The organism is Tamilnaduibacter salinus (assembly GCF_003096655.1).
Lineage (GTDB): Bacteria > Pseudomonadota > Gammaproteobacteria > Pseudomonadales > Oleiphilaceae > Tamilnaduibacter > Tamilnaduibacter salinus.
The window spans coordinates 51,153-77,280 of the sequence record NZ_QEKQ01000003.1; the positions used below are offsets into that span (position 1 = coordinate 51,153).

Annotated in this window: 25 protein-coding genes and 1 tRNA gene; 10 read left to right on the forward strand and 16 right to left on the reverse strand. The window is 62.2% G+C overall.

Annotated elements, in window-relative coordinates; genetic code table 11:
• The first annotated feature begins 57 nt into the window (after nucleotides 1-57).
• Nucleotides 58-131 (forward strand) — tRNA-Gly (locus C8D92_RS05280).
• Nucleotides 132-156: 25 nt separating this feature from the next.
• Here the strand turns inward: C8D92_RS05280 and C8D92_RS05285 are convergent.
• From C8D92_RS05285 to C8D92_RS05335, 11 genes are all read right to left on the reverse strand, one after another.
• Complete coding sequence (locus C8D92_RS05285) at nucleotides 157-1,074, reverse strand: sterol desaturase family protein (RefSeq protein ID WP_116918652.1); 918 nt, start codon at nucleotides 1,072-1,074, stop codon at nucleotides 157-159.
• A gap of 98 nt (nucleotides 1,075-1,172) precedes the next feature.
• Nucleotides 1,173-2,483, reverse strand: coding sequence for an NAD(P)/FAD-dependent oxidoreductase (locus tag C8D92_RS05290; RefSeq protein WP_095610845.1), 1,311 nt, complete (start codon nucleotides 2,481-2,483; stop codon nucleotides 1,173-1,175).
• 122 nt (nucleotides 2,484-2,605) lie between these two features.
• On the reverse strand, nucleotides 2,606-3,943 hold the full coding sequence (locus tag C8D92_RS05295) for a tetratricopeptide repeat protein (RefSeq protein ID WP_116918653.1): 1,338 nt from the start codon (nucleotides 3,941-3,943) through the stop codon (nucleotides 2,606-2,608).
• Nucleotides 3,944-3,948: 5 nt separating this feature from the next.
• Entirely contained in the window at nucleotides 3,949-4,581 is a 633-nt protein-coding gene (locus C8D92_RS05300; RefSeq protein WP_116918654.1) for an energy transducer TonB, read from the reverse strand.
• A complete protein-coding gene (locus tag C8D92_RS05305; protein ID WP_095610842.1) occupies nucleotides 4,581-4,997 on the reverse strand; it encodes an ExbD/TolR family protein in 417 nt (138 codons plus the stop codon). The genes C8D92_RS05300 and C8D92_RS05305 overlap by 1 nt, the downstream gene beginning before the upstream one ends.
• A gap of 11 nt (nucleotides 4,998-5,008) precedes the next feature.
• Nucleotides 5,009-5,539, reverse strand: coding sequence for a MotA/TolQ/ExbB proton channel family protein (locus C8D92_RS05310; RefSeq protein WP_116918655.1), 531 nt, complete (start codon nucleotides 5,537-5,539; stop codon nucleotides 5,009-5,011).
• Between the two features lie 13 nt (nucleotides 5,540-5,552).
• Nucleotides 5,553-6,932: a MotA/TolQ/ExbB proton channel family protein gene (locus tag C8D92_RS05315; RefSeq protein ID WP_095610840.1), complete on the reverse strand. Its 1,380-nt coding sequence runs from the start codon at nucleotides 6,930-6,932 to the stop codon at nucleotides 5,553-5,555.
• Nucleotides 6,929-7,723 carry a DUF3450 domain-containing protein gene (locus tag C8D92_RS05320; RefSeq protein ID WP_116918656.1) on the reverse strand — a complete coding sequence of 265 codons (795 nt, stop codon included), beginning with the start codon at nucleotides 7,721-7,723 and terminating at the stop codon, nucleotides 6,929-6,931. The genes C8D92_RS05315 and C8D92_RS05320 overlap by 4 nt, the downstream gene beginning before the upstream one ends.
• A 228-nt stretch (nucleotides 7,724-7,951) precedes the next feature.
• Complete coding sequence (locus C8D92_RS05325) at nucleotides 7,952-9,361, reverse strand: hypothetical protein (protein WP_116918657.1); 1,410 nt, start codon at nucleotides 9,359-9,361, stop codon at nucleotides 7,952-7,954.
• Between the two features lie 63 nt (nucleotides 9,362-9,424).
• Complete coding sequence (locus tag C8D92_RS05330) at nucleotides 9,425-12,514, reverse strand: TonB-dependent receptor (protein ID WP_116918658.1); 3,090 nt, start codon at nucleotides 12,512-12,514, stop codon at nucleotides 9,425-9,427.
• 282 nt (nucleotides 12,515-12,796) lie between these two features.
• A complete protein-coding gene (locus C8D92_RS05335; RefSeq protein ID WP_095610836.1) occupies nucleotides 12,797-13,399 on the reverse strand; it encodes a TetR/AcrR family transcriptional regulator in 603 nt (200 codons plus the stop codon).
• Between the two features lie 107 nt (nucleotides 13,400-13,506).
• Between C8D92_RS05335 and C8D92_RS05340 the strand changes: the two genes are divergently transcribed.
• Nucleotides 13,507-14,061: a carboxymuconolactone decarboxylase family protein gene (locus tag C8D92_RS05340; protein WP_116918659.1), complete on the forward strand. Its 555-nt coding sequence runs from the start codon at nucleotides 13,507-13,509 to the stop codon at nucleotides 14,059-14,061.
• Nucleotides 14,062-14,110: 49 nt separating this feature from the next.
• Here C8D92_RS05340 and C8D92_RS05345 read toward each other — a convergent pair whose 3' ends face one another.
• Nucleotides 14,111-14,578 (reverse strand): hypothetical protein, encoded by a 468-nt coding sequence (locus C8D92_RS05345; RefSeq protein WP_116918660.1) that lies wholly within the window; start codon nucleotides 14,576-14,578, stop codon nucleotides 14,111-14,113.
• Nucleotides 14,579-14,836: 258 nt separating this feature from the next.
• Between C8D92_RS05345 and C8D92_RS05350 the strand changes: the two genes are divergently transcribed.
• From C8D92_RS05350 to C8D92_RS05360, 3 genes are all read left to right on the forward strand, one after another.
• Complete coding sequence (locus tag C8D92_RS05350; protein ID WP_116918661.1) at nucleotides 14,837-15,292, forward strand: hypothetical protein; 456 nt, start codon at nucleotides 14,837-14,839, stop codon at nucleotides 15,290-15,292.
• Nucleotides 15,293-15,487: 195 nt separating this feature from the next.
• Entirely contained in the window at nucleotides 15,488-16,111 is a 624-nt protein-coding gene (locus C8D92_RS05355) for a YbhB/YbcL family Raf kinase inhibitor-like protein (RefSeq protein WP_095610826.1), read from the forward strand.
• 117 nt (nucleotides 16,112-16,228) lie between these two features.
• On the forward strand, nucleotides 16,229-17,182 hold the full coding sequence (locus C8D92_RS05360) for a DUF3179 domain-containing protein (protein ID WP_116918662.1): 954 nt from the start codon (nucleotides 16,229-16,231) through the stop codon (nucleotides 17,180-17,182).
• Between the two features lie 11 nt (nucleotides 17,183-17,193).
• Here C8D92_RS05360 and C8D92_RS05365 read toward each other — a convergent pair whose 3' ends face one another.
• The 4 genes from C8D92_RS05365 to C8D92_RS05380 form a co-directional block, all read right to left on the reverse strand.
• Nucleotides 17,194-17,769, reverse strand: a complete 576-nt coding sequence (locus tag C8D92_RS05365; protein WP_116918663.1) for a manganese efflux pump MntP — start codon at nucleotides 17,767-17,769, stop codon at nucleotides 17,194-17,196.
• A gap of 91 nt (nucleotides 17,770-17,860) precedes the next feature.
• Entirely contained in the window at nucleotides 17,861-18,106 is a 246-nt protein-coding gene (locus tag C8D92_RS05370; RefSeq protein WP_116918664.1) for an anti-sigma factor family protein, read from the reverse strand.
• The gene (locus C8D92_RS05375) at nucleotides 18,100-18,723 is read right to left on the reverse strand and encodes an RNA polymerase sigma factor (RefSeq protein WP_228151156.1); all 624 of its coding nucleotides are present in this window, start codon (nucleotides 18,721-18,723) and stop codon (nucleotides 18,100-18,102) included. The genes C8D92_RS05370 and C8D92_RS05375 overlap by 7 nt, the downstream gene beginning before the upstream one ends.
• A gap of 134 nt (nucleotides 18,724-18,857) precedes the next feature.
• Nucleotides 18,858-20,093: an NADH:flavin oxidoreductase/NADH oxidase family protein gene (locus tag C8D92_RS05380; protein WP_095610819.1), complete on the reverse strand. Its 1,236-nt coding sequence runs from the start codon at nucleotides 20,091-20,093 to the stop codon at nucleotides 18,858-18,860.
• A 105-nt stretch (nucleotides 20,094-20,198) separates the two neighbouring features.
• Here C8D92_RS05380 and C8D92_RS05385 point away from each other — a divergent pair, with 105 nt between their 5' ends.
• From C8D92_RS05385 to C8D92_RS05405, 5 genes are all read left to right on the forward strand, one after another.
• Nucleotides 20,199-20,492, forward strand: a complete 294-nt coding sequence (locus C8D92_RS05385; RefSeq protein WP_095610818.1) for an ArsR/SmtB family transcription factor — start codon at nucleotides 20,199-20,201, stop codon at nucleotides 20,490-20,492.
• Between the two features lie 229 nt (nucleotides 20,493-20,721).
• Nucleotides 20,722-22,917 (forward strand): FAD-dependent oxidoreductase, encoded by a 2,196-nt coding sequence (locus C8D92_RS05390; protein WP_116918666.1) that lies wholly within the window; start codon nucleotides 20,722-20,724, stop codon nucleotides 22,915-22,917.
• Entirely contained in the window at nucleotides 22,914-23,711 is a 798-nt protein-coding gene (locus C8D92_RS05395) for a DUF547 domain-containing protein (protein WP_095612204.1), read from the forward strand. The genes C8D92_RS05390 and C8D92_RS05395 overlap by 4 nt, the downstream gene beginning before the upstream one ends.
• A 12-nt stretch (nucleotides 23,712-23,723) precedes the next feature.
• Nucleotides 23,724-24,686, forward strand: coding sequence for a radical SAM protein (locus C8D92_RS05400; RefSeq protein ID WP_095612203.1), 963 nt, complete (start codon nucleotides 23,724-23,726; stop codon nucleotides 24,684-24,686).
• A 26-nt stretch (nucleotides 24,687-24,712) separates the two neighbouring features.
• Nucleotides 24,713-26,125: a sodium:solute symporter family transporter gene (locus C8D92_RS05405; RefSeq protein ID WP_116918667.1), complete on the forward strand. Its 1,413-nt coding sequence runs from the start codon at nucleotides 24,713-24,715 to the stop codon at nucleotides 26,123-26,125.
• The last annotated feature ends 3 nt before the right edge of the window (nucleotides 26,126-26,128 follow it).

Sequence of the window (26,128 nt, forward strand, 5' to 3'; positions counted from 1 at the left end):
TGATCGCATCGTATATTCCGGTTAGCCTTGTGGGCGTGGCAACGCGTCCACCATTCAGCGGGTGTAGCTCAATGGTAGAGCAGAGGCTTCCCAAGCCTACGACGAGGGTTCGATTCCCTTCACCCGCTCCAACTCCCCACGCCCGTTATCCTGACATCAGGCGTCGACAGCAGTTTCCGGCGGGATGGCCCGTCGTTCACGATGGATGGTAGCGGTCGCCGCAGGCGGGCCGAACAGGACCCGCAGCCGCTGGCGCCACGACAGGCCCGGCGTCGCCACATCCCGCAGCATGTCGCGCCACTCGTGAAAATTCAGCGTGACAGGATTGTGGCTGTGAATCTGGCCAATGATGCCGTAGTCCGGCGTTCTCTCCTCCTCAACAAAGGTGCCGAACAGGCGGTCCCAGATGATCAGGATGCCGCCGTAGTTCCGGTCGATGTATTCCGGGTCCCGGCCATGATGCGCCCGGTGGTGGGACGGCGTGTTGAAGACCCACTCCAGCCAGCCCAGCTTGCCGACCGTCTGGGTGTGGATGAAGAACTGGTAGGCGAGGCTGATCGCGACGGCGAAAATCACCGTTTCAGGAGGGAAGCCGATCAGCACGATTGGCAGCCAGAACAGCCACATGCCGGTGATGGGGTAAGTGACACTCTGACGGAATGCGGTCGAGAGATTCAGCTTTTCCGAGGAGTGATGCACGACATGGGAGCACCAGAACCAGCGGATGCGATGATGCGCCCGATGGAACCAGTAGTAGAAAAAGTCCTGCACAACAAACAGCAACAGGACAGTCCAGCCATTAAACGGGATGTCGAACAGGCGCACGTCAAATAACGCATTGAAGACCACGATGGTCAGCAATGCGGAGAGCACATCACTGGCCTGATAAAGCCCCGCCAGCGTGAGATTGCTGATGGTGTCCACCAGCGTGTAGCGCCCGGACGCCGGTACGGTCGCATCCCGGCGAAGCTGTCGGTATTCGGCGGCCATGGCCAGCAGAAACGCCGGGGCCAGGGCCAGCGTCACCAGGTGTGGGTTGAAACCCAGCCAGTCGGTCAGCGGTGTGGGGGGCATGGGATCATTCTCCGGAGTCCGCGAAATGGCCCCACAGTATCCCACCGGACCGGCCAGACACGGTTATCCAGCGACGACGAATCCGGTGGCCAATTCCGTCAGTGCAGCTTCAACCGGGGGTGCATCGCGCGGCTGATCCGGTCCATCAGCCAGATAATGCCGGTGCGCAGGACGCCATGGAGGGCCACCTGGTGCATGCGGTAGAGCGAGACGTAGAACAGGCGGGCGATCCTGCCTTCAACCATCAGGCTGCGGCCTGAGAGGTTGCCCATCAGGTTGCCGACGGTGGTGTAGCGGCTGAAGTTGATCAGCGAGCCGTAGTCCCGGTACTCAAACTCGACCATCGGTTCGCCGTTGAGGCGCTTGACCAGGTTGTCGTAGAGCGTATCGGCTTCCTGATGCGCTGCCTGCGCCCTCGGTGGCACCGGCCGGTCGGATTCCGGCTGTGGACAGGCCGCACAATCACCAAAGGCAAAGATATTGGCGTCCCTGGTGGTCTGTAGGGTGCGCTCGACCACCAATTGGTTGGTCTTCGTCGCCTCCAGTCCATCCAGTTCGGCGAGGAACGCAGGCGCCTTGATACCCGCGGCCCAGATGGTCATGGCCGACGCCATCACGGTGCCGTCCGCCAGCGTAATCGCATCGGATGACACTTCCTGAACCGGCTGACCCGCCACGACCGGCACGTCCAGCCGATTGAGCTCCTTGGTGGCGGCCGCGGACAGGCGTGGCGGCAGGGCCGGGAGGATGCGTTCGGCGGCCTCGACCACGGTGATCCGGACATCGTCCGGCCGAAGCTGATTCATGCCATAGACAGGCAGTTCCCGGGACGCCAACCGCAATTCCGCGGCCAGTTCCACGCCCGTGGCACCGGCCCCGATGATGGTGATGGGCAACTCGCCGGACTCACCCTGTCTGGCCTCATAATTGCGGCGAAGGAAGGCGTTGAGCATCAGGTTATGGAACCGACGGGCCTGCGCCAGGCTGTCGATGAACAGGCAGTGCTCCTGGGCACCGGGCGTGCCGAAATCGTTGGCGGTGCTGCCGACCGCGATCACCAGCGTGTCGTAGGCCAGACGGCGCTCTGGGACGACCTCTTCCCCGTCTTCGCCGGTGATCGGCGCCAGAATGATGGACTGCTCGTCGCGATCCACGCCATTCAGGCGCCCCAACTGGAATTCGTAGTGATGCTTGCGGGCATGGGCGCGGAAGTTGATTTCGTTGGCGTGGGAGTCGAGTGACCCGGCCGCGACCTCATGGAGCAGCGGTTTCCAGACGTGAGTGAGCACGGCGTCTACGAGGGTGATCCGCGCGCGCTTCTTTTTGCCCAGCGTTTTGCCCAGTTTCGTGACCAGCTCCAGTCCGCCGGCGCCGCCACCGACAACTACGATGTGGTGCAGATCGTCCATCGCCTCCGAGTGCTCCGTCCAGTATGCGTGAAGACTGTATCCGTTAGGGTGCGTCCCATCGCGGGAACACTTTAACGTGAATCGTCACTCATGGACAGTCGCAACCGCCGGGCTGCGGTTACTCACGCCGGTTTCGGAGGATCATCCTTTGGGATCGATGCTTCCAGCTCCTGTTGACGCTTCTGGGACTTTCTGACGTATTCCTGCCACTGCTGCGCCATGTTCCGGGTGGCGCTGTAGTCCGATGCCCTCTGGAAGGCACTCAGAGCACCATCGAAGGCGTCCTGGTTGAACAGTGCCAGGCCATTGAGCACATGGGCCATGCCGGGGCTGTCCAGGCCGCCGACCGCGATGGCTTTTTCAGAGTAGGTTTCAGCGTCTTCCCATCGCCCCAGATCCACGGACACCTGCGCCATCCGGAAGTAGAGGCTGCCGTCGCCAGCCTGCTCGGCGGCCTGCCCCATGGCCTTGAGGGCGCTGTCGTATTCCTTCGCCAACAGCCAGGCATCCCCCAACTGACGAAGGTTCTGGGTCGATGCGGGCACCTGCCCCTCATCGATGGCCTTCTCGATCACCCGGGCCGCCCGGAAACTCGCGTCCTGGGACATCAGCAACTGGGCAAAGCTCATGACATTCTGTTCCGAGGTCAGGAAGCCTTTTTCGTAAGCTGCCTCCTTCACGGCCAGCTGCTTCTCCGGCTGGTCCAGCTCCCCGTAAACGGCCGAGAGTTGCATCAGGTAATCGCGCTTCGGGTAGTGGGCGACGAGTTTCCCAAGCACGTCTTCCAGACCCTGATAGTTCTCGAGCTGGTAGTAACAGGCCCGCTGCAACAGGTACCAGTTCTCAGGCACGTCACTGGCGCGACCGCCCTTGAGCGCCATGGCGCGATCCATCGATTCGAGGGCCTCACGATAGGCCTCGGACTGATAACGCAGCTGCGCCTGCATGATGTACGCGTCAGCCCCCGGTTCCTCCTTCAGGGCGAACCATTCGTTCAGCGCCTCCCGGGCGCCGCGGTAGTTCTCGAGCACCATGCGGAGCTTGGCGAGGCTGTACCAGGTATCCTGCTCCAGACTCAGGGGCAGGTTGGGTTGCTCGAGCAGCTTCTCATAGGCGTGTGCGGCTTCCGCCTGATTGTTTTCCTGATAGTGCAGGAAGGCCGTCAGGTTCCACATCAGGGCCCGTTCATAACTGTTCATGTCCGTGCCGCTGCGGAGGTCCTCCAGTGATTCGAAGGCCTTGGCCATCTGGCCCTGGTTGGCCAGCTCCCGGATCCGGCTGAAGCGCTTGTAGATGTTCTGGCGCATCGCCGGTGTCCGGCGAACATTGTCGTTGTCAGCCGCCTGGGCCGATACGAGCGGAGACGGCATCCCGGTTGTGGACAGCACCGCACCGCCACCCATGTAACAGGCCGCGGTGAGGGCAATGGCTAACGAGGATGTCAGAACACGCTGGGTCATGACGGTCACCTCTTTTTATCCAGTTGGAACCGGATGATGTTGCGGACACCCGCCACCTGGGTGGCCTCGCCATTGATCATCTTGGGTCGGTACTTGAACTTCTTTGCCGCCTCAAGCGCGGCACTGTTGAACAGCTCCGGCGGGTCCGCCTCAACCACGCGTGGGTCTTTGACGGTACCGGAGCGGGTCACGGTGAATTCCACCACCACGTACCCCTCGATGCCACGGCGCAATGCCCGGCGGGGGTAATTCGGCTGCACCTTCACGATGGGCAGGTACTCACTGCTGCCACCGCCGGAAATACCGGCATCCAGATTCAGGCTGGTGTCCATCGCCACCGGCCCGATACTGAGACTCTCTCCGGACACCGCCTGCTGCTGCGCCTGGTTCTGTGGGGTCTGCGGCTTGGGCGGTTCCTTCTCCGGCTTGGGCGGCTCCGGCTTCTGGCGTTCCTTTTCCTTCACCTGCTCCTGTTGCTGGACGCGGACGAAGTCCACCACAAAGCGCTCGTCGTCGCCGGACAGCACGCCCTCGCCCGATGCGATCAGTGTCTGCATCAGGAAGAACACGGCGAAGGTGACCACGGTGGCCACCACAAACGCCAGGGCATAGCGGGAGACGGTCTGAATCGCGGTCATTACGGCTCCTGCGCGGCGATGGACACGTTATAGACACCCGCCTCACGGGCAGCATCCATGACGGCGACCAGGTAACGCGTCGCCGCTTCCTCATCCGCCTGGATCACCACCGATCCCTGCGGGTTCTCGGCGTGCAGGCGTTCGATGTTCGCCCGGACGGAATTGAGTTCGACGTTCCGACGGTTGATCCACACGTCGCCATCCGGGTCGATGCCCACCAGGATGTTGGCGCGGTCTTTCGGCTGGGCCGTAGAGGCTTCGGGCCGGTTCACATCGATGCCCGATTCCTTGACGAAAGAGGCCGTGACGATGAAGAAGATCAGCATGATGAACACCACGTCCAGCATGGGCGTGACGTCGATGCCCTCCTCTTCCTCGGCCTCGTTGTTGGCAATGGAACGAAACGGTCTACGCATGATGATCGGTCTCAGTGGTCAAAGGTCAGTTGATCTTCGAGGCGCACCGTTTTCAGGCGCGCACTGCGCTGCAGAACCGTGATGGCGAACACGCCGGTCAGCGCCCCCACCATGCCGGCCATGGTCGGGATAGTGGCCTTGGAGATGCCGGAGGCCATGGCCCGGGCACTGCCGGTGCCCATCACGGCCATCACGTCGAACACCTCAATCATGCCGGTCACCGTGCCCAACAGGCCCAGTAACGGGCAGATCGCCACCAGCGACTTGATCAGCCCGAGGGACTGGCGCAGGCCCATGGCGGCCTCGGACACCAGATCCTGTCGGACCTGGTGGGCCACCCAGGACTGGCGCTCGCCGCGAGCCTCCCAGCTCGCCAGAACCCCATCCGCCACCCGACGGTGGCCGATGGTGAAGTACATCAGGCGCTCAAGGATCAACAGCCACATGAAGAATATGACCCCCAGAATCACGAGGAGGACATCGCCTCCGCGCTCGAGAAACTGGAGGATCTGTTCAGACGCCTCTATCAGGGCTACGAGCATGCTGGTTCGCTCCTCAGGCAGTCTGTCCCTGCTGTTCGTCGCGCCGCGCAATGATGCCGATCGAGCGCTCCTCAAGGATCTGCAGCAGACGCTTGCTGCGACCGCTCACCACCGTGTGCAGGAGCACCGTCGGGATCGCCACTGCCAGGCCCATCACCGTGGTGACCAGTGCCTGGGAGATGCCACCGGCCATCAGCTTGGGATCGCCGGTACCGAACAGGGTGATGGCCTGAAAGGTATTGATCATGCCGGTGACGGTACCGAGCAGACCCAGCAGCGGGGCCACCACCGCGATGATCTTCAGCAACGGCAGGAAGCGAGTCAGTTTCGGCGTCTCCCGGGCGATGCTCTCGCCCAGCTTCAGCTCCAGCGTCTCGGTATCCTTGTTGCGATGGTCCTGATAGGTCTGCATGACGCGCCCCAGCGGATTCTTCGGGCTCGCCTGGTCGGTCCTCGCCTGGCGCTGGACCTTCATGGTCAGCAAACCCAGCGATATCAGTCGCTCCAGGGCCAGCAGCAGGGCGAACGCGCCGATGCCAATGATGATGTAACCGATCACACCGCCCTGATTGATCCGATCCTTCAGCTCCGGCGCCTGGATCAGCAGGGACAGCAGCGACCCGCCGGACGGATCCACCCAGAAGTCGCTCAGCTCACCGGCCGATGCCTGGCTGAAGTCTTCCGCCTGAGCCGTGTAACGGGCCCCCGGCTGGCGCGGCAGCTGCACCAGCTGGCTCGTCTCCGGCTCCCAGCGCAGGTATTGACCGTCTGAGACGACATTGAAGGTGCCGACGCGTACGACCGACTGTTCGTTGGTTTCGCCATTGTCCGCCACGACGTTCGCTGGATAACGGGCCACTTCCCCTGAGGCGACCATCTCCTGCTGCATCTCATACCAGAGTCGTTCGAGCTCGCCGATGGAAGGCAGGCGCGATGAGGAGCCGGCCTTGTCGATCAGCGATTCCAGGAAGTCGACCCGGTCGGTGTACTGGGAGCTGGTCGGAGAGGCCGCCACGACGCCCTTGAAGTCACTGGCGGTCTGCTGGAGCACACCGAAGAGCTCCTTGAGCGTCCCGAGACGATCATCCAGGCGCGTTTCCAGCTCGGCGATCTCGGTTTCGTTGGTCTCGAACCGGCCCTCAAGCGTTTCGGTCTGCGCTTCGAGTTCCGCCAGCCGGGCCTGACGCTGCTCCAGCATCTGATCCTGCTCGTTGCGCTGCTCGATGAACCGGTTGATCCGCTCGCGCTGCTCACGGGCATCCTGAACCATGCCCTGCTCGACCAGTTGCAACAGCTCCCGAAGCTGCGTCTCACGGGACCCGTCGCCGCTCTGTGCCTGAACGGTCAGCGGCAGCAACAACAGGACGATCACCATCCACATGCGTCGCATCATTGGGTCTCCTCCGGGGTGTTCAGCGGCAGAGAGATCAGGCTCGGTGCGGCCTGCTCGCGCGCGATGCGCAGGCCTTCGCTGATCTGACTGTTGTAGGTGGCGGGCAGGGTCTCCCACTGCTCGCTGTTCGGGTTCCAGACGCCGGTTTCGGTATCATCCAGCGTCTGATAGAGCAGGGCGATACGGCCGATGCGCAGAAAATCCACCTCGCGGGGCTGATCGCCGCTGGCGAGCGAACCACGGTAGGCTTCGATGGTGCGTCCGTAGTCCACCTCGGTCTGGTAGGCCTCCAGCACGTTGCGGAACTTCTCCGCCACGGACACATCGGAGCGCCCCATCATGTCCTGCAGACGGGCAATCCGCTTTTCACGTTCTTTCTGGAGGAAGGGCTTGTCGAGGGACACGAACCGCTCCAGCCCTTTGATCATCTTGAGCATCAGCGGCGTGATCTGGCGCTCAATCTGCGTCACACGATCAATGGATTCGTTGAGGTCCGTCTTCTCCGCGTCCTGGCTGCTGACCTGACTCTGGAGCTGATCCAGATACACTTCGAGGCCTTCGATCTCCTTGTTGACCTCGCGATAGCGCTCGACCTTGTCGCGGATGGCCTCATCCAGCTCATTGATGCGCTGCTGGAAGGCCTGATTCTTCTCCAGGCGGTCCACACCGGCGTTGACGACATCGTCGACACCGGGGTCCTGGGCGCTGGCGGTGACCGGGGCGCAAAGAAGGGCACCACAGATCGCCAGCGACAGGCCGTACCGCCGGTAACGACTGCTCGGACTGGGCATGAAAACTCCTCTCGACTCTCTATTAGGGGCGTTCCAGATCGTTGGAGGGGCAGATTGGCAGGGAAAGATGTCAGCGACGTGACGGCGGGCTTACAGCTGGATGACAGAACGAAAAAACCCGCCAGTCCCTGGCGGGTATAAAAGACTCAACTCAGTGCGCATCCGGGTTTGATGGGTGGTGATCGGGGGCTCCGGCCAACCCGGAAGGCCGTCACCCCCGGATGGCTCTTACAGAGTGCCTTCCAGCGTCCAGCCTTCGTACCAGAACGGGGCTGAGGCGTTTGGATCGACCGCGCCAAGGTAATTCGTGTTGGTCAGGGACGTGTCGTCGACGACGGCCGTTGCCTTGATGTCCGTTGTTGTCTGGCCCAGCTGAGCGTCAGCGGCCTGCGAGGCATAGTTGCCGTCCAGCAGCGGATCGAAGTTGGAGATGGTTGAGGCGTTCACGAGTTCAACCGCGAACTCGCCCTGCGTGCCTTCACCGCCATCCTGCGTGGTGTCGTCCGTGCAGTTGAAGCCGACTTTGTTGTAAAGCAGATCGCCGTTGGTGATCTCATTGTTCTGGCCGTCCACATCGAGGCACGCGTCATCGCCCGTGTAGATCGAGTTGTGAACGAAACCACCCGTGCCTTCACGGTGCTTGGCGCTGGCATCGGCACCGGACGCACCAATGATGGTCACGTTGCCCAGCGTCGGCTGTGAGCGCGGTGTGGCGTCGGCGTTGTCACCGAAGTTGTCGGTCTCCATGCCATAGCCGCTTTCAGCGACCCTGGTCACCAGCGCGTACTGGACATTACCGCGGAAGCCGAGGTCCCAGTCGATGCTGTCGTCGAGGTTTTCGGTGAGGACGAGGTTGTTCACCTGCGCCGCACCGCCGAAGAACTCGATACCGTCGTCCTGGTTGCCGTGCACCTGAACGTGGTCGATCGTGGTTTCGTGCCCGACTGCGAACAGGCTCAGACCGTTAATCTCCTCGCCTGGGGCGATTTCAAAGCCGCCCTCGGCGATGCGGACGTATTGGATCGTGCCGCTGTTGTCCGCGTCGTCATTCCCCGCGTAAAAGCCAAGCCCGGCTTCGGCGTCCACGTTGATCGGGCCGCTGCCCTGGTTCTGGTTCGTTTGGGCGAAGCCCTGAACCACAACGCCGCCCCACTCGCCAGAGCCGTCGATGCCCTCATCCACGGAGGAGAACGTGATCGGGTTGCTTTCGGTCCCGGCGGCGTCAAGCGTGGCGCCACGCGTGACGACAACGTAGCCGCCGACGTCTGAGCGGATGTCTGTGCCCGGCTCAATCGTCAGTGTGACGTCGGAGGCATCGCCCGGCGCCGCCAGCTCGACGTTACCGTCACCAACCAGAATCTGGCCCACAAACTGCCAGGTGATGTCGCTGGTCAGGGTCCGGTCCTGAGTGATGTCGTCGCGGATCTGGCAGACGCCCAGACCCTGGGTCACGGCCGGTGTGGTCCAGCTCGGGCAGTTATCCGGCGCTGCAGCGTTATTGGAACCACCGCCGCCGGTGGCACCGCCGCTGCCGTTGCCGCCGAGGTCCACGTTGACGTCATCGCCGCCGTTACAGCCCGCGAGCAGGGCCGCTGAGCCGGCCAGGGCGATTGCGGTAATCAGTTTTTTCTGTTTCATGATTGCTCCTCGCATGATTGCGGTGTCGTTCGATGGGTTACAGGTTGCGTTGGGTTTGCTCATTCAGAAGGTCCAGTCAGCACCAACCGAGACGGACACGCCCGGGTAGTAGCTGAAGTAGGTTTCCCCGCCCTGGGTGAACTCTTTCTCTGCGTCCAGCAGGTTCTCCACCTTCAGGTTCATGACCAGATCGGCCGTGAAGGTCTTCTCGTAGGTCAGGTCGACCTGGTTCATGGGTTCTTCGATGACTTTGGGGAGTGCGCCACGGCCCGCGTCCTCAATGCTTTCACCGTTGCGATTGAACAGCAGGGTGACTTTCTGGCCGCTGTCGAGGTGGTCGTAACCGGTGGCCAGGTTGAAGGTATAGTCCGCCTGACCCTGCAGCTTGCGGGTCCGGCTGCTTTCGGAGGTGCCCTCCGGCAACGTGACTTCTGAGTCGATCAGGGCGCCGTTCACCTGAACGAAGACGGTCTGGCTGAAGCTGTCGTCCAGGGCGAACTCCTTGCGGACGTCCACTTCAATGCCCTGAATCTCGCCGGACTCGGCGTTGTCGTAGCTGCGCACACCGCCGCCAGAGCCACCGCTCGGAATCAGCACCCGCTCGATCGGTGCGGTGATGTCCTTGTAGAAGGCGCCCACCGTAAGCGTTTCGGTCGACGACAGGTAGTACTCCCAGCGCAGGTCGAAGTTGTCGATCTCGGCGATCTCCAGATCCGGATTACCGCGCACGGTGAAGCCGAACACCGGATCGAAGAAGGTGGCGTTGGCCGTTTCCTTGAAGTCCGGACGTGACACGGTCTGGCTGTATCCGGCCCGGATCTGCATGTCCGGGTTCATGTACCAGGTGCCGTTCAGCGAGGGCAGGACGTCAGTCTGATCGAAGCCGCCCTCGACCGGGTCTTCACTGTTGTCGAAGGTGTTGACGGTCTGCTCGGCCTGCTCCACCCGGGCACCAGCCACGACGCGGAAGTCGGCGCCGATGTCGGAATCCGCCATCAGGTAACCGGCATTCAGGTCCAGGCTGGCGTCATAGCGGTCCGAAGGCGCCGTGTTGTTGCGCAGGGTGAAGGCGTCGGGACCGATGTTCCCCGGGGAGAGCACCTCGTTGGCGTTTGGCGTCGGGTCCTGGTTGATCACCGCGCCCTCGTCACTGATCGAACCCAGGTAGTCGTAGCTGAAGCGGGCCGTTTCGGAATCCCGGTCCCGGCGGATGATCTGGACGCCGCCTTTCAGGTCGGTCGGCATCATGCTGTCCTGGGCGACCGGCAGCGTCAGGTCGGCGCTGAGGTCGTTGTTCTCGTCCGTCAGGTCCGCGTAGCGGCGCTCGAAACCGGAATCGTTGAACACCAGGGCGTCGGAGGTCGACTTGTCGTCGTCAAACCGCACGGTGCGACGATCCGGCGCGTAGCGGTCCGCCTGGGAGTAGGTGTACTGCCATTCCGCCTTGAGGTTTCGGGCGCTCGGGAAGTAATGCTCGCCGGCAAACTGCTGGGAGAAGAACTGGCGCTCTTCGTAGTCGAACGTGTACTCCTTGATCTCAAGCCCGTTCTCACCGCCGACGCCTTCCTCGACGCGGGCGCTGTTCTCAGTCTTGCGCGAGACCAGCGTGGTCGCTTCCAGCGTGTGGTCCAGACCCAGCTCGGCTCCCAGGGTCACCATCCCGCCGATCTCGACGTTGCGCTCCGCTTCAAAGAAGGTGAAGTCGTCATTCTGGTTCAGCGAGCCACCGACGAACTTGTAGGTGTTCTGCTCACCCTCGTCTTTCACGTCCCAGCCACTTTTGTAGGTGGCCGCGGCGTAGATGCCGTAAAGGTTCTCGCCACGCTCAAAACTGGTGCCGCCGCTGAGGCCGAACTTGCCATCGGGGTAGGCTGTTGAGGTCTCCGGCGCGAGCGTTGGCTCGAACAACTGGCCCATCAGCTCCACCAGCGCGGGCGGGAACCCGTTCGTGGCGCTCGGATCCACCCGACCGAAGGCGGTGGCGCCATCGACCAGCGCCGGCAGTTCGCGGGTGCCATCATCGAAACCGAAGGCATCGAAGTCGCCATCGGCCGGATCGGTGATCACATCGTCACCCGTGATTCGGGTATTGCCGCCCAGTGAACCGGAGATCTTGAAGAACGGCTCATCCGGAAAGGACCGGGTCTGCAGCTGGACGTTACCGGCGGAGCTGTCACCGGGCATGTCCGGTGTGAAGGCCTTGCGGACTTCCACCTGATCCAGGACACCGGCCGGGAACAGATCCAGCGGCGTGGTGCGGCGGCTGGGGTCGGTGCTCGGCAGGGAGGCGCCGTTCAGTGTGGTGGTGTTGTAGCGTCCGCCCAGGCCGCGAACGAACACGAATTTGCCGTCGGACACATTCACACCGACGCTGCGCTTCACCGCCTCCGCGGCGTTGCTGTCACCAAAGCGGGCGAGCTGTTCCGTGCCAATGACGTCCAGAACCGACTCGGCCGAGCGCTGCTGCTCGGAGGCGGTGTCCGGAATGTAACTGCCGGTGGCGACGACTTCCTCGACCGCACCACCATCACCGCTCAGGCTCATGGTGTAGCGCGCTTCACGGGTCACGTTGGCAACAACCCGCACCGAATCGATGGTCCGGTTACCGTATTCCGGGTGCGCCATCTGCAGCTCGTACTGACCGCGCGGCAACTCCAGCTGGAAACGGCCCTGGGCGTTCGTCGTGGCGGCATAGTCACTGCCCGGCACAGAAACCCGGGCGCCACTGATGACGGCACCGGTTTCCTGAGAGGAGACCGTCCCGGCCAGCAGGCCGACCGCCTCACCCTCGCGTTCGCTCAGGTTTTCCCGCGCGTTATAGGTCTCCACCGCAACCTGGGGTGTCTCGCCATCGTCCGTTGGCAGGGTCACGGACACATCGGCGTTCTGGCCCGCGCCGCTGGAAAAACGGAACTGATGCAGCGTGCTGCCCCCCTGCTCCAGCACTACCCGGTGTTGACCCTGAACCAGTTCGAATGTGGCCGATCCGTCGGCTCCGGTGGTTTTCGTGGCCTCCCCGTCCAGGCGAACCTGAACATCGGCCACAGGCGACGTGTTCTGAAACACGTACAACAGCAACTCACTGGCGGCTGCACTCTGGGAGAGCAGCATCAGCGCCAGCAAACTCCAGAGACCTGGCGTTGGCTTCCTCATTTCGCACCCTTATCTGTCGTGGTTTTGGCGACTCCGCAGCCTTAGCCCCTCCGCACCCGGTTTGACGCGCCGGATGCATCGGACGGAATTCGCCCTGAAAGACATTGACTTGCGGAGGAGGTTAGGGAGCGCAGATGACGGAAGGGTTACTGACAGTTTAAGAATACGTGTCAGCCACATGACGGTCGTATGACCGGCCCGGACGCGCCGTTCAGGTGACGGTCATGCCGGGACACTCGGGAAACGGTCCGGAATCACACTCCGGCCGGAAAGCGGGGATGCTCAGGAGAGCGAGCGGTAGGAGTCCAGAATGGCGATCATGTCCTCCACCAGCTCCGTGATGGTGCTGGCCGGCACGTCGCGCTGCGCGAACGAGCGCAACCCCATGATCTGGGCCTGAAGCAACCGGGCCAGGCGCTGGCAGTCCGTGCCGGCGGGCAACTCCCCGGAACGAACGGACGCCTGGAGAATGTCCGCAAACCGGGCCTCGGTCCGCGCCAGCAGTTCATTCACCCGGTCACGGATCATCGGCTGGTCCCGATTCGCCTCCAGAAGCGTTTTGACCATCATGCAGGCGCGCGCCGGGGTTTTCGGCGCCAACAACTGTCGACCGGCTTCCCGCAGATAGCGTTTGAGCCCCTCGAGCGGCGTCTCGCCAGCGGCCAGTTGCTCGTCAAGCGCGGCACTCATCTGTCCGGCATAGTGATCCAGCGCCTCATGAAAAAGCCCGTCTTTACTGCCAAAGGTGGCGTAAAGGCTGCCGGGGCGCATGTCCAGCGCCTGTTCGATCTGTTTCATGGACGAACCGGCATAGCCGCGCTCCCAGAAGAGTCGCACGGCACGCTCAATCGCTTGGTTCCGGTCGTATCGGGCAGCGCGGGGCATGGATGACAGCCTCTTTCAATCGAGTCCATTCATTCTAATTTGAACGATCACTCATTTATAGCTAGAGTCGCCTTAAATTGAGCAATCCTTCAAAAAGGAGGGGCACGATGAGTGATTTTCCGATTCATGATGAGAACACCGCACCCGAGGAGTCCCGGCCGTTGGTGGAAGACTCCCAAAAAGCCATGGGCATGATTCCGAGCCTGCATGGTGTGATGGCGGAGTCACCGCAGACACTGGAGGCCTATCAGACACTCCACGATCTGGTCATGAACTCGTCGTTCGATAAGGACGAGCAGACCGTCCTGTGGCAGACCATCAATGTCGAACACGCTTGCCATTACTGCGTACCGGCGCATACCGGCATTGCCAAATCGATGGGCGTTTCCGATGAGATCACCAACGCCCTTCGGGACGAAACGGCGTTGCCGGACGCGAAGCTCGAGGCGCTGAGGACGTTCGTGCTCGCCGTGGTCCGCAAAAGGGGCAATGTCTCGCCAGACGATCTGAACGCGTTCTACGAGGCCGGCTACGGACATCGCCAGGTTCTGGAAGTGGTGCTGGGAACGGCCCAGAAGGTTCTGTCCAACTACATCAACCACATCGCCGAGACGCCGGTCGACGCACCCTTCCAGGATTTCCTCTGGACGAAAAAGCCGTAACCGGTTCCGGCCGCCGGCGTTCTGTCCCGGCGGCCGACGCCGACCGCAGTCAGTGACGCCGGGCAACGCTTGCCATGGTATCGAATGGCTCGAACGGCAGATTCAGATAATCCCGGAAAAATGCCTCATGACGGCCTGTATCGCGAATGATTGACGCGTAGTGTTCCCGCAGCGACTGGTTCTCCCAGGTCCCCCCTTCCGCCAGATGCAGGCTGGTCAAGGCCCGCCGTTCGGCGCACCGGGCCCGATACGTATCCCCCTGATGCCGGCAGGCATTCACCAGATAGATCGCCGACAGGGTGAGCTGCAGCAGCGGGGGCTCCTGACCGCCCGTGGTCTGGAACACCCGCTCCTCGGCGAGGTCGTAGGCGCAGCCCAGATAGGGGATCGCGTCGTGCCAGACGCCAAGGTCATAGAACAGACCGCCATGACCGAGCCAGCGGAACCAGAGATCCTGCTGGTCCTTCAGCGGCAGGCCGGCGACGTGTTGCCGATGGCGTGGGCATAGAAAAAACATGGCAGGCTCCTTCCGTGATCCAATGCCAACCTCTGACCCCGGGATGGCACACTAATTTAAGTGATAATCGTTCTCATTCAATGAAACGATAGCGGAGTGCCCGGGCCGATGCAAGTGTCTGCAATCCGGTGTCCCGCCCGGCTTCGTGACTGGCCCCAAAACCCAGCCCCATGCGAGTCCGCCAACGCTGTAACGGATCGACCTCCGCCGTGTCGGTATGACAGAACAGTCACCACTCAGTTAATGGAGGTCACTTCCATGACAGCTCAATCAGCCACAACATCAACACCGACTCTTTCCTGGCCCCGCACGGTGGTGGTCGGCCTGATCACCGCTGTGATTCCGTCACTGTTCATGGTGCCGATGTTCAAACTGGGCCTGTCTCCCATGCCAGCCCCGCCCAGCCTCGAGTTTGCCGAGATGGTGCTGGGCCGGGATCTGCCCATGCCTGTCGGCCTGCTCTTTCATCTGCTCTATGTCATGCTCTGGACGATCGTCTACGTCCTGTTCCTCAAACCCGGCTCTCTGAAGGCCGCGCTTGGCCTGGCGGGGCTGCTCTGGGTTGGCGTGCTGTTCGTCTTCTTTCCTCTATTTGGCTGGGGCCTCGCCGGTACGTCAGTCAGCGTGAAGCTGATCCCCGCCTCGTTCATTCCACACCTGCTCTTTGGCCTGGCGCTCTGGGGCAGCAGCCGCTGGCTGATGCCGAAAGACTGATCCCCGGGAAGATCAGACGATCCTCTGCCGCTGGGGAATCCGTTCCCTTGCGGCTTTTTTTCGAACGACGCGACGAGATTAAGAGTCTCCGCATTGCCCGGTAGAGAGTCCGGCCAGCCCCCTGATAAACGCTTGCGTCTGCTATTCTGAGGCCTATCATCGAAGGCTGACGTACTCACAGCAGAGGAGCGGACCGTGAAACTACACGTGAAAGGGATTACCGAGGGTGAACGCATCCCGGACAAATTCGCTTTTGGCGTCTACAGCGACGAGGACCATATGAGTTTCGGGCCCAACCGGAACCCGGACCTGTCCTGGAGCGACGCGCCGGACGGCACCAAGAGCTATGTGGTGCTGATGTTTGACCCGGATGTGCCCAGCAAGGCGGACGACGTGAACCAGGAGGGCAAGGTGGTGCCGAAGGATCTGCCGCGCGTGGATTTCTTCCACTGGCTGCTCGTCGACATTCCCGGCGACATCACGCGGGTCCCGGAAGCGGCTGACAGCGATGGCGTGATTCCCAAGGGTAAAGAGCCGGGACCGGGCACCATTGGTCTGCGGGGCGTGAACACCTTCACGCACTTTCTCGCGGGTAACCCCGACATGGCGGGCACCTACGGCGGTTACGACGGGCCCTGCCCGCCGTGGAACGATGAGCTGATGCACCATTACCACTTCGAGGTCTATGCGCTGGACGTACCGTCACTGGGCCTGTCCGGACCGTTCGAAGGCGATGCGGTACGCGAGGCCATGAAAGGGCACGTGCTCGACAGCGCCCGGGTCACTGGTACCTACACGCTGAACCCCGACCTGATGTAACACCAGCGCCGGGCTGCGGGCCCGACCGGGCCCGCAGCAACCTTCCTTCACTCCCCTCTGTAACAAGCCTGGCTCGTGGGTGTCTCTCACTTCATGGAGCGGAATACGGAGAGGGTTATGATCATTTCACGCGTCTTTTTCTGCACACTGGTAGCGGGTCTTCTGGCCTACGCCCTGAATGCGGCCGCCATCTCAAAGAACGGCTTTGATCTGTCCAATGCCACGATTCCGGCGCAGAGCATTCTCTCCGGCGGGCCACCCCGGGACGGCATTCCGGCGTTGACGGATCCGGCATTCCGGCCGACGGACGACGTCCAGCCCTGGCCCGACGACCACCTGCTGATCCGCCTTCGTGTCAACGGTACCAATTACGGCTTTCCCCGCGGCATCATGAACTGGCATGAAATCGTCAACTTTACCGACGGGGGGCAGTCAATATTGCTGACCTACTGTCCGTTGTGTGGCACCGGTATGGCGTTCAATCGCAAGGTCGACGGACGAACGCTGAGCTTCGGCGTCTCCGGCCTGCTCCACAACAGCGACCTGTTGATGTACGACCGGGAGACCGAATCGCTCTGGTCCCAGATTCCCGGCAGGGCCGTCTCCGGGCCGATGGCCGGTGAAGCACTGGAGCGTCTTCCCACGGACTACGTCAGTTGGGCGCAATGGCGGTCCCGCTACCCGGACGGCCAGGTTCTCACCCGGCAAACCGGTCACCGACGGGACTACAGCCAGTCTCCGTACGGCAACTACGAAACATCGCGGACAGTCTACTTCCCGACATCCGCCGAGAGCCGCCAGTATCACCCCAAAACATGGGTGGTCGGGCTGACGCACAATGGTGAAAGCCGGGTCTGGCCGTTTCCGGAGCTGGCCGAGGGGCCGAAAGAGATTCGGGACAAGGTGGGCGGCATGACGGTGCGGATCGTGTTCGACGCGGAAACACCCTCAGCACAGGTGATCGGGCCAGATGGCGAACCGTTGCCCGCAACCCAGGCCTATTGGTTCGCCTGGTATGCGTTTCATCCGGAAACCACGATTCATACACATGACTCGGGCAACCCCGAGTAAATCAGTCGTGGTCACCAAAGCCCAAGATGCTGCGTCAGAATTCCGCTGCCGATACCGATCAGGATCAGGCCACCCAGGAATTCCACGGGCCGGCCGACCCTGTCCGTGAGCCAACGGCCAAAGAGAGTACCGAGGGTCGCCATCAGCGTCGTCGCCGCGCCGATGGCCAGCGCCGTCGTGACGATGTTCACGTCCATCAGCGCAAGCCCGACGCCCACCGCGAGGGCATCAATGCTGGTCGCGAAGGCCGTCGCCAGCAATAACCACCAGCCTCTGCGGTGCCGGGTTGCCGCACTGGAGCGACCCTCGCCATCCGCCGCGAAGCTGGCATACATCATGTGGCCGCCGATCAGCAGTAGGAGGCTGAACACAATCCAGTGATCCCAGGTATCCACGTACTGGGCCGCGCCCATGCCCAGGGTCCATCCGACCAGCGGCGCGATGGTCTCGACAACACCAAACACCAGCCCCCGGCGAAGGGCATGCAGTGGATGCGGCTGGCCCATGCGGGCTCCGCTGCCAATGGACGCGGCAAAGGCGTCGGCGGACATGGAAAAGGCAAGGAGAAGGGTGGTTAATGGCGTCATAGGGCAGGATTATCGGTCGATGACGGAAGCGAGTCTACTCCTGCTCCCGAATGACCTCAATCACGCTCTTGAGGAAGTGCTGATCAATTCCTTAACGCCCGGCACTGTCTTTCAGGGCCCTTTCAATCGCCTCATCAATCCGGCGGGCGTAGGCCTCATCCAGGGGGTCGGCGGATTCACGCCGGATCAGCTCCATACTCTCGCGCAAATTACCGACAAAGCTCCGGCAGTGGCGGCACATCATCAGATGGCTCTTCACAGACAGGCGCTCCATGACACCGAGCCGCCCTTCGATATAATCACTGGCGATTGCCGCCAGGTCCTGGCACATCAGCATTCGCCGGTCTCCTGGAATCGTTCCACCATGAGGAAGATCTTCTGCCGCGCCCGATGCAGCAGCACTCTCAGGTTAGATGCACTCACTTCGAGAATGTTACAGACTTCACTGGACTGATGCTGGTGGGCTTCGTAAAGAATCAGCGCCGAGCGTTGCTGCTCGGGCAGGGCCGAGAGATGGTGATCCAGGCAGTCCCGCAGGGCGTCGCTTTCCAGTAGCCGGTCCGCCGTTTCCACGTGCTGCAGCGTGGGCGGGACGGACCAGCGTCGGTTCTCGCCGAACCGGCTTGCCAGTTCCGGGTCAAGCATGTCATCGACGGAGACATCGGATTCGCGTTTACGGTCGCGAAGCCGGTTGCGACACTGATTCGACACAATCCGATGCAGCCAGGTCTTCAGGCCCGAGCGCCCCTGAAAGCCGCCAATGGCCGTGACGACCTTGATCCAGCAGTCCTGGACCACTTCTTCGGCACTGGCAGAGTCCAGATAATAGCGCGCAACCGCCAGCATACCGGGAGTATGAAGCCGGACCGCGTCACGGAAAGCCGCTTCATCCCCGCGTCTGAGCGCCTCGATGAGCGCCGTTTCGTCGTCCTGTTCCGGTGGCAATGCGGTCATGACGGGCGTCATCCCTGTCTGAAAGGTTCTTGAACGCACGCTACACAAAGACTGGGATGAGGGCAATGGGGAGACCCGGAGGTCGGTCCCGGGCACTAATGCCTCGTCTGGCACGATGTCTACCGCGCAGGCTCCTAGGACGCTCGCAGACGCGTCCAGGCACCCCGGCTGCTCATCACCGCGATGACCTCGACCAGCGACAGGACGCCCCGGTCGTGCTGACGCGGTGGCTTTCCCTTACCCATCCGTGCGAGTTGGCGGGTGTACCAGGCCACTTCCATCAACGCCAGACGGTCCACCAGCTTGATGCCGGTTTTAATCGGCCGGACAGCGCTGGTGAACGACTCTCCGGCCAGGATACGTTGCGGGAAGTCCGGCTCAATGGCCAGCGCCCGAGCCGTCCCCACCAGATCGGTGGCACCGGAGTCGACCGCCTCGGCCATACCCTCGCTGGTCCGGAAACCGCCGGTCACCATCAGTGGGACATCCACTCGCTCACGGACTTTTTCGGCAAACGCCAGAAAGTACGCTTCCCGTGCCCGGGTACTGGCCTTGGTGCCCTTGGCCATGGCCGGGTTTTCGTAGTTGCCACCGGAGATTTCGATCAGATCGATGCCCAGTTTCGCGAGCGTTTCAATGACTTCCAGCGATTCCTCCTCCGTGAAGCCACCGCGCTGGAAGTCGGCCGAGTTGAGCTTGATGCCGACGCAGAACCGGTCGCTGGTTGCCGCCCGGATCGCTTCGTAGATCGCCACCACGAACCGGCGCCGGTTCTCCGGCGAGCCGCCCCAGTCGTCCTGACGCTGATTGTGGTGCGGCGAGAGAAACTGACTGACCAGATACCCATGCGCCCCGTGAATCTGGACGCCATCGAACCCAGCCTCTTCCGCCAGCGCGGCACTGCGGGCAAACCGCTCGACGATGTTCTCGATCTCCGGGACCGTGAGCGCCCGGGGCGTGCCGAACATGCTCTGCATTTCCTTCCGGAAGGGCACCGCACTCGGGGATACCGGGTCACTGTTGAGCATTTTCGGGCTCTGCTTGCCCGGGTGATTGAGCTGCATCCAGTGCTGGTTCCCATGGCGCGAGCCGGCCGCCGCCCAGCGCTTGAGGCGCTCCATGTCACGGTCGTCTTCCAGCACCACGTTCTTGGGCTCACCCAGGTGGCGGCGGTCCACCATCACGTTGCCGGTAATCAACAGGCCGGCACCGCCCCGGGACCAGGTTTCGTACAGCGTCGCCAGCTCCGGGGTCACGCGATTATCAATCGTCCCCATGGTCTCGCTCATGGCGGGCTTGGCAATGCGATTGGGAATCCGGATGCCATTAGCCAGGGTCAGGGGCTGATTCAGGGTGTTGGCCGCCGTCATGGGTCGCTCCTGTGATCACTTCGAAAGTCATCAAACTATTCGATATTTCGACCGACGTCAAACTATACTAAGATGGCCGGCACACTTCCCGGAATGGAACACCGAATGACGCCCCGTGGTGACGCCGACGCGCTGACCAAAGCCTTTAAGGCCCTGTCCAACCCAAACCGCCTGCGCATCTATCAGGAACTGGTCGATCAACAGATTGATCCGCTGACCAATAGCGGCTGCAAGCTTGTCGATGTGATCAACTCGTTGAAAATCGGTGCCCCAACCATTTCCCATCACGTCAAAGAGCTGGCCAATGCCGATCTGATCCGGGTTGAACGACAGGGCCGCTTTGTGACCTGCCATGTCAATGACGCCATGCGCGATGAGCTGCGCGGTTTCTTCCGGTAAACGGGCCGATCACGCCTTTTTATCGCTTCGTTACGGTTTTGGGACACATTCCTGGTGTCCACTCACTATGCTGGATAACAACATCGTCTGAACGCCGTCTGGCGACGTACCGTCTTCTCCCGACATCCACCTGTAACGGTACCGACGTTTTCGTGTCTTTGACGGTGTCCGCCAACCGATCGAGCGGGGGCGGTCATTCGACACCTTCACCAGATAACGGGACATCATAATGAATCGAGGCAAACTGATTGTCATCGCCGCAATAGCGATTCTGGTCACTCTGTTCATCAGTTTTGGAGGCCAGGACGTTCTGACCCTGGACAACCTCCAGCGACACCAGGCCGATTTGGGTATCTGGATCGACAACAACCTGACGATTGCCCTTCTCGCCTTTATGGCGATCTATGTGGTTGTGACGGCGCTGTCACTGCCCGGAGCCGCTATAATGACGCTGGGTGCAGGCGCCTTTTTCGGCAACATCTACGGTGTCTTGGCGGCCTCCATCGCGTCCACCACCGGCGCGTCCGTCGCCTTTCTGGTCGCCCGTTTCCTGCTACGCGATACGCTCAAAGGGCGCTACGGCGAGACAATTCAACGCATTGATCGGGGTATTGAAAAAGACGGCGCCTTCTATCTCGCCACGCTCCGTCTGGTACCGGTCTTCCCGTTCTTCCTGATCAACCTGGCCATGGGCCTGACGGCCATGCCGCTGCGCACCTACGCGCTCGTGAGCTGGATCTTCATGATTCCAGGCACCTTCGTGTACGTGAACGCGGGCACCCAGTTGGCCCAGATCCAGTCCATGGGCGACATCGTCTCTTTAGAAGTGCTGGGCGCCTTCGCGCTGCTGGGCGTGTTCCCGCTGATCGCCAAGGCGGTGATCGGCCTGATCCAGCGGCGTCGCGTCTATCGGGGGTTCGAGAAACCCCCGTCCTTCGACTACAACCTGCTGGTGATCGGCGGCGGCTCGGCCGGTCTGGTGTCCGCCTACATTGGCGCGGCGGTCAAGGCCCGGGTGGCGCTGATTGAAAAAGACAAAATGGGCGGCGACTGCCTCAACACCGGCTGCGTTCCCTCGAAAGCCCTGATCCGCAGCGCCAAGGCGGCGGACACGATGCGCCATGCCGACCGGTACGGCCTGGAGAGCGTGCCGGTCAAAGGCCAGTTCCGCCAGATCATGGCGCGCGTGAAGCGGGTGATCGACACCGTCGAGCCCCACGACTCGCCGGAGCGCTATCGACAGCTGGGTGTGGACTGCATCTCCGGGACGGCCACCTTCGTATCCCCCTGGGAGGTTTTGGTCACCGAAAACGACGGCACGCAGCGCCGACTAACCGCCCGTAGCATCGTCGTCGCCACCGGCGGACGCCCGGCCATGCCGCCGATTGAGGGAATCGCGGACATGGCGCCACTGACTTCGGACAATCTCTGGTCTCTGCAGGAACGGCCGGAGCGCCTGCTGGTTCTCGGTGGCGGACCGATTGGCTGTGAGCTGACACAGGCTTTCACGCGACTGGGCTCACACGTGACGCAGGTGGAAATGGGGAACCGGCTGCTGGCAAAAGAAGATGAGGACGTGGCGGCCTACGTGCTGGAGCAGTTCCACGAAGACGGCGTGGATGTGCGGCTCGGACACCGTGCTGCCCGCTTCGCGATCGAGTCCGGCGAGAAAGTGCTCTACTGCGACCGTGACGGCGCCGAGGTGCGCATTCCCTTTGATCAGGTCCTGGTCGCGGTTGGCCGGACCGGCAATACCAACGGGCTGGGCCTGGAGACACTGGGCATTGAACCTGAGCGCAATGGCACTGTCCCGGTCAACGAGGATCTCAGCATGACATACCCGAACATCTATGCCTGCGGGGATGTGGCGGGCCCCTATCAGTTCACTCATGCGGCGGCGCATCAGGCCTGGCACGCGGCCGTCAATGGCCTGTTCGGCACCTTCAAACGCTTCCGGGTGGATTACCGCATCATGCCCTGGGTGACGTTTACCGCCCCGGAAGTGGCACGCGTCGGCCTGAGTGAAGCCGAGGCAACCGAGCAGGGCGTGGCACACGAAGTCACCCGGTATGACCTGGGCGATCTGGACCGGTCCATTGCCGAGAGCGGCGGCCCGGGGCTGATCAAGGTCCTGACCCCGCCGGGGAAGGACAAAATCCTGGGTGCGGTGGTGGTTGGTCCGCAAGCGGGTGAAATCCTGGCCGAGTTCACGCTGGCCATGAAACACGGCCTGGGACTGAACAAGATTCTCGGCACGATTCATCCCTATCCGACCTGGACGGAAGCGGCCAAATTCACCGCCGGACAGTGGAAGCAGGATCACGCACCGCAGGGCGTTCTCGCCCTGCTGGAAAAGCTGCACACCTGGCGCCGTGGCGGTTCCCATCCATCCACAAGTGTCGATCCCGCGGAGGGCCGGCCATGAGACGTCTGCTGTTTGCTCTGGGCATGATCGCGTCGGTCGCCGCCTCCGGGGCCTCCTTCGACCACCAGCATAAGCCCTGGGACGCGCTTGTTGAGCGGCACGTCACCTGGGTCAGCGATCACACCGCAAGCGTTGTCGACTACGCCGGCTTTCGCGAGGATCGGCCGACGCTGAACCAATACCTGGCAAGCCTGTCGCAGGTGAGCGAATCGCAGTATCAGTCCTGGGGGCCGGACCAGCAGCTGGCGTTCCTGATCAATGCCTACAACGCCTTCACGGTGAAGCTGATCCTCAGCGAGTATCCCCAGCTCGATTCCATCAAGGACCTGGGTGGGTTGTTCACCTCACCCTGGGATAAGGCGTTTTTCGAACTCCGGGGACAGCAACGCACGCTCGATGAACTGGAACACGAGATGATCCGCGTGGAGTTCAACGAGCCCCGTATCCACATGGCGGTCAATTGTGCGTCGGTCGGGTGCCCGGCGCTTGCGGACGAGGCCTATGTCGCCGGCCGGCTGGACAGCCAGCTCGATGCCGCCGTGCGGGCTTTTCTGTCCGACGCCTCCCGTAACCGCTACGCCCCGGACACCAACACCTTTGCCGTATCGTCCATCTTTGACTGGTACGGCGAGGACTGGAACGAGGCCAGCGGATACCCCAACGGCGTCCGCGGCTTCCTCTGGCAATACCGATCGGCTTTCGAGACACCGCCGACGGACCAGTCGGACACACTGAACGCAACGCTTCGGTTCCTGGATTACGACTGGGCACTGAACGATAACGACCAATCATGATGAGGTAGGACCATGACCGCTCAAGCGCAAAGCGCCGATCGCATTCCGGTCACGGAAATCGTGGAACCCCGGGCCACCGAGAGCTGGACCCATACCCGCTCCGGCGAACCGCGAGGCTACATCGATCCGCAGCAGCTCCGGGAGTTGTGGATTCACACCGGAACCGCCTGTAACCTCTCCTGCCCGTTCTGCCTGGAGGGCTCACACCCGGGTGACGGACGGATTCCCGGCATGAAGCTGGACGATGTGCGCGGTTACCTGCACGAGGCCATGGACCTGGGCGTCGAGCAGTTTTCCTTTACCGGTGGCGAGCCTTTCGTCATCCGCGATTTCGTCAACATTCTCGATTACGCCAGTCAGCACCGGCCCTGCTTCGTGCTGACCAACGCGACGGACCCGCTGCTCAAGCGCCGTCATCAGGTCGAGCCGCTGCTGCACAATGCCTACCCGATCCACTTCCGGGTCAGCCTCGACTTTCCGGACGAGGCCCGGCACGACCATGACCGGGGCGCAGGCAGCTTCAACAAGGCGCTGGAAGGCATCCGCTGGCTGGTGGATCAGGGCTTCGAGGTCTCGATTGCCCGTCAGATCGACGATAATGAGGACCCGGAGGCGGTCGAGGACGCCTTCCGTGCGATCTTCCGGGACTGGGGCATACCCGACACACTCGCGTTCACCGCCTTCCCGGACCTGGGCACGCCGGGCACCGACGACGGCAGTCCGGAAATCACCGAGTCCTGCATGGAGAAGTACCCGACCGAGCAGAGCCGGTCCCACTTCATGTGCACCTATACCCGCATGCTGGTGAAAAAGGACGACGAGGTCCGGATCTTTGCCTGCACGCTGGTGGACGACGACCCCCAGTACGATCTGGGGACATCGCTGAAGGAAAGCATGGAGGAGCGCATCATGCTGCGCCACCACCGCTGCTTTGCCTGCTACCGCTTTGGCGCCTCCTGTAGCGCGCCCTCCTGACAACGACAGAAGAAGGAAACGACATCATGACCGGCGTTGAAGCCGCTTTGTTCTGGGGCTTTCTGCTCGTCTACGGCATCATCATGTACTGGCTGTCGCCGCGTAGCCGCAACGCGGCGTCGTTCTACCGGGGCGCCAGCGACAGCGGCCGCCCGGTCAGCCAGTGGTCGCTCACCGCCAGCGTGTTCATCAGCTGGATCTTTGCCAAATCGGTCACCAATGCCGCCAATCTCGGGGCGGCCTACGGCGTGACCGGCGGCCTGGCATACGCCACCTACTGGCTGTCGATCCCGGTGGCCGGGTACATCATCTACCTGATCCGGACCCAGACCGGCGCCACCAGTCTGCAGGATTTCCTGACCTCCCGGTTCGGCCGGCTGGCCGCCCTGGGCTTTGCAGCCGCTGTTCTGATCCGGCTCTATAACGAGATCTGGAGCAATACGGCAGTGGTGGGCGGTTATTTCGGCGTGGCCGGGCAGTGGGAGTATTACCTGGCCGCCATTCTCTTCACGGCCTTCACGCTCGCCTACAGCCTCAAGGGCGGGCTTCGCAGCTCAATATTCACGGACGTCATCCAGGCGATCGTGTTCGTCTTCTTCGTCGGCGCCGTGCTGTTCCTGATCATTCCGGCCAACGATACCGGCGCGCTGCTGAGCAATGGTGACATGCGACTGGATGCGGGTGCCGACCTGCTACTGGTGGCCGGGCTGCAGATCTTCAGCTACCCGTTCCACGACCCTGTACTGACCGACCGGGGCTTCGTGAACCGGGAAAAAACGATGCTCAAGAGCTTCGTGGTAGCGGGGCTGCTGGGCTTCGTCGCGGTGTTCATCTTCAGCCTGGTAGGCGTCCACGCCCGCCTGAACGGCATCGAGGCCATGGGCAATGCGCCGGCCGCCGTCGGGCAGTCCCTCGGGCTGACGGCGCTGTTTCTGATGAGCGTGGTAATGATGACCTCCGCCGGCTCGACGCTGGATTCAACGTTTACATCGTTGTCAAAATCCATTGCCGTGGATCTGCCGCAACTGGCCCGCCGGGCCAGTGACAGACTGCCGTCGATGCGACTCGGGGCGGTGGTGATGGTGCTGTTCGCCATCCTCGGCAACCTGCCGATGTTCGCCGGCACCGACATCCTCAAGGCCACAACCATCTCCGGCACCATGGTGATGGGCCTGGCACCGGTATTCCTGTTCTACCGGTTCACCCCGTGGTCGCCGGCGAGTTTCCACCTGAGCTTCTGGAGCGGGGTGGTACTGGGCATCCTCCTGGCGGCGGGACTGATCCCGCAGAGCTGGCACATCGGTGAGGGCGCTTACGCGGCGCTGCTGGGCACCAACGCCTGGGGCTTTTTGATCTGCAGCGCCGGCTTCCTCTTGCCAATCCTCTTTCAGAAGATCGCCGGCCCGACGTCCGAATCCCGACCCGCTGAAGGGAGTTAACGA

Bases quoted from the DNA above. Each gene is read 5' to 3' on its own strand.
- C8D92_RS05285 (WP_116918652.1), bottom strand. From the start codon at position 1,074: ATGCCCCCCACACCGCTGACCGACTGGCTGGGTTTCAACCCACACCTG.
- C8D92_RS05290 (WP_095610845.1), bottom strand. From the start codon at position 2,483: ATGGACGATCTGCACCACATCGTAGTTGTCGGTGGCGGCGCCGGCGGA.
- C8D92_RS05295 (WP_116918653.1), bottom strand. From the start codon at position 3,943: ATGACCCAGCGTGTTCTGACATCCTCGTTAGCCATTGCCCTCACCGCG.
- C8D92_RS05300 (WP_116918654.1), bottom strand. From the start codon at position 4,581: ATGACCGCGATTCAGACCGTCTCCCGCTATGCCCTGGCGTTTGTGGTG.
- C8D92_RS05305 (WP_095610842.1), bottom strand. From the start codon at position 4,997: ATGCGTAGACCGTTTCGTTCCATTGCCAACAACGAGGCCGAGGAAGAG.
- C8D92_RS05310 (WP_116918655.1), bottom strand. From the start codon at position 5,539: ATGCTCGTAGCCCTGATAGAGGCGTCTGAACAGATCCTCCAGTTTCTC.
- C8D92_RS05315 (WP_095610840.1), bottom strand. From the start codon at position 6,932: ATGATGCGACGCATGTGGATGGTGATCGTCCTGTTGTTGCTGCCGCTG.
- C8D92_RS05320 (WP_116918656.1), bottom strand. From the start codon at position 7,723: ATGCCCAGTCCGAGCAGTCGTTACCGGCGGTACGGCCTGTCGCTGGCG.
- C8D92_RS05325 (WP_116918657.1), bottom strand. From the start codon at position 9,361: ATGAAACAGAAAAAACTGATTACCGCAATCGCCCTGGCCGGCTCAGCG.
- C8D92_RS05330 (WP_116918658.1), bottom strand. From the start codon at position 12,514: ATGAGGAAGCCAACGCCAGGTCTCTGGAGTTTGCTGGCGCTGATGCTG.
- C8D92_RS05335 (WP_095610836.1), bottom strand. From the start codon at position 13,399: ATGCCCCGCGCTGCCCGATACGACCGGAACCAAGCGATTGAGCGTGCC.
- C8D92_RS05340 (WP_116918659.1), top strand. From the start codon at position 13,507: ATGAGTGATTTTCCGATTCATGATGAGAACACCGCACCCGAGGAGTCC.
- C8D92_RS05345 (WP_116918660.1), bottom strand. From the start codon at position 14,578: ATGTTTTTTCTATGCCCACGCCATCGGCAACACGTCGCCGGCCTGCCG.
- C8D92_RS05350 (WP_116918661.1), top strand. From the start codon at position 14,837: ATGACAGCTCAATCAGCCACAACATCAACACCGACTCTTTCCTGGCCC.
- C8D92_RS05360 (WP_116918662.1), top strand. From the start codon at position 16,229: ATGATCATTTCACGCGTCTTTTTCTGCACACTGGTAGCGGGTCTTCTG.
- C8D92_RS05365 (WP_116918663.1), bottom strand. From the start codon at position 17,769: ATGACGCCATTAACCACCCTTCTCCTTGCCTTTTCCATGTCCGCCGAC.
- C8D92_RS05370 (WP_116918664.1), bottom strand. From the start codon at position 18,106: ATGCTGATGTGCCAGGACCTGGCGGCAATCGCCAGTGATTATATCGAA.
- C8D92_RS05375 (WP_228151156.1), bottom strand. From the start codon at position 18,723: ATGACCGCATTGCCACCGGAACAGGACGACGAAACGGCGCTCATCGAG.
- C8D92_RS05380 (WP_095610819.1), bottom strand. From the start codon at position 20,093: ATGACGGCGGCCAACACCCTGAATCAGCCCCTGACCCTGGCTAATGGC.
- C8D92_RS05385 (WP_095610818.1), top strand. From the start codon at position 20,199: ATGACGCCCCGTGGTGACGCCGACGCGCTGACCAAAGCCTTTAAGGCC.
- C8D92_RS05390 (WP_116918666.1), top strand. From the start codon at position 20,722: ATGAATCGAGGCAAACTGATTGTCATCGCCGCAATAGCGATTCTGGTC.
- C8D92_RS05395 (WP_095612204.1), top strand. From the start codon at position 22,914: ATGAGACGTCTGCTGTTTGCTCTGGGCATGATCGCGTCGGTCGCCGCC.
- C8D92_RS05400 (WP_095612203.1), top strand. From the start codon at position 23,724: ATGACCGCTCAAGCGCAAAGCGCCGATCGCATTCCGGTCACGGAAATC.
- C8D92_RS05405 (WP_116918667.1), top strand. From the start codon at position 24,713: ATGACCGGCGTTGAAGCCGCTTTGTTCTGGGGCTTTCTGCTCGTCTAC.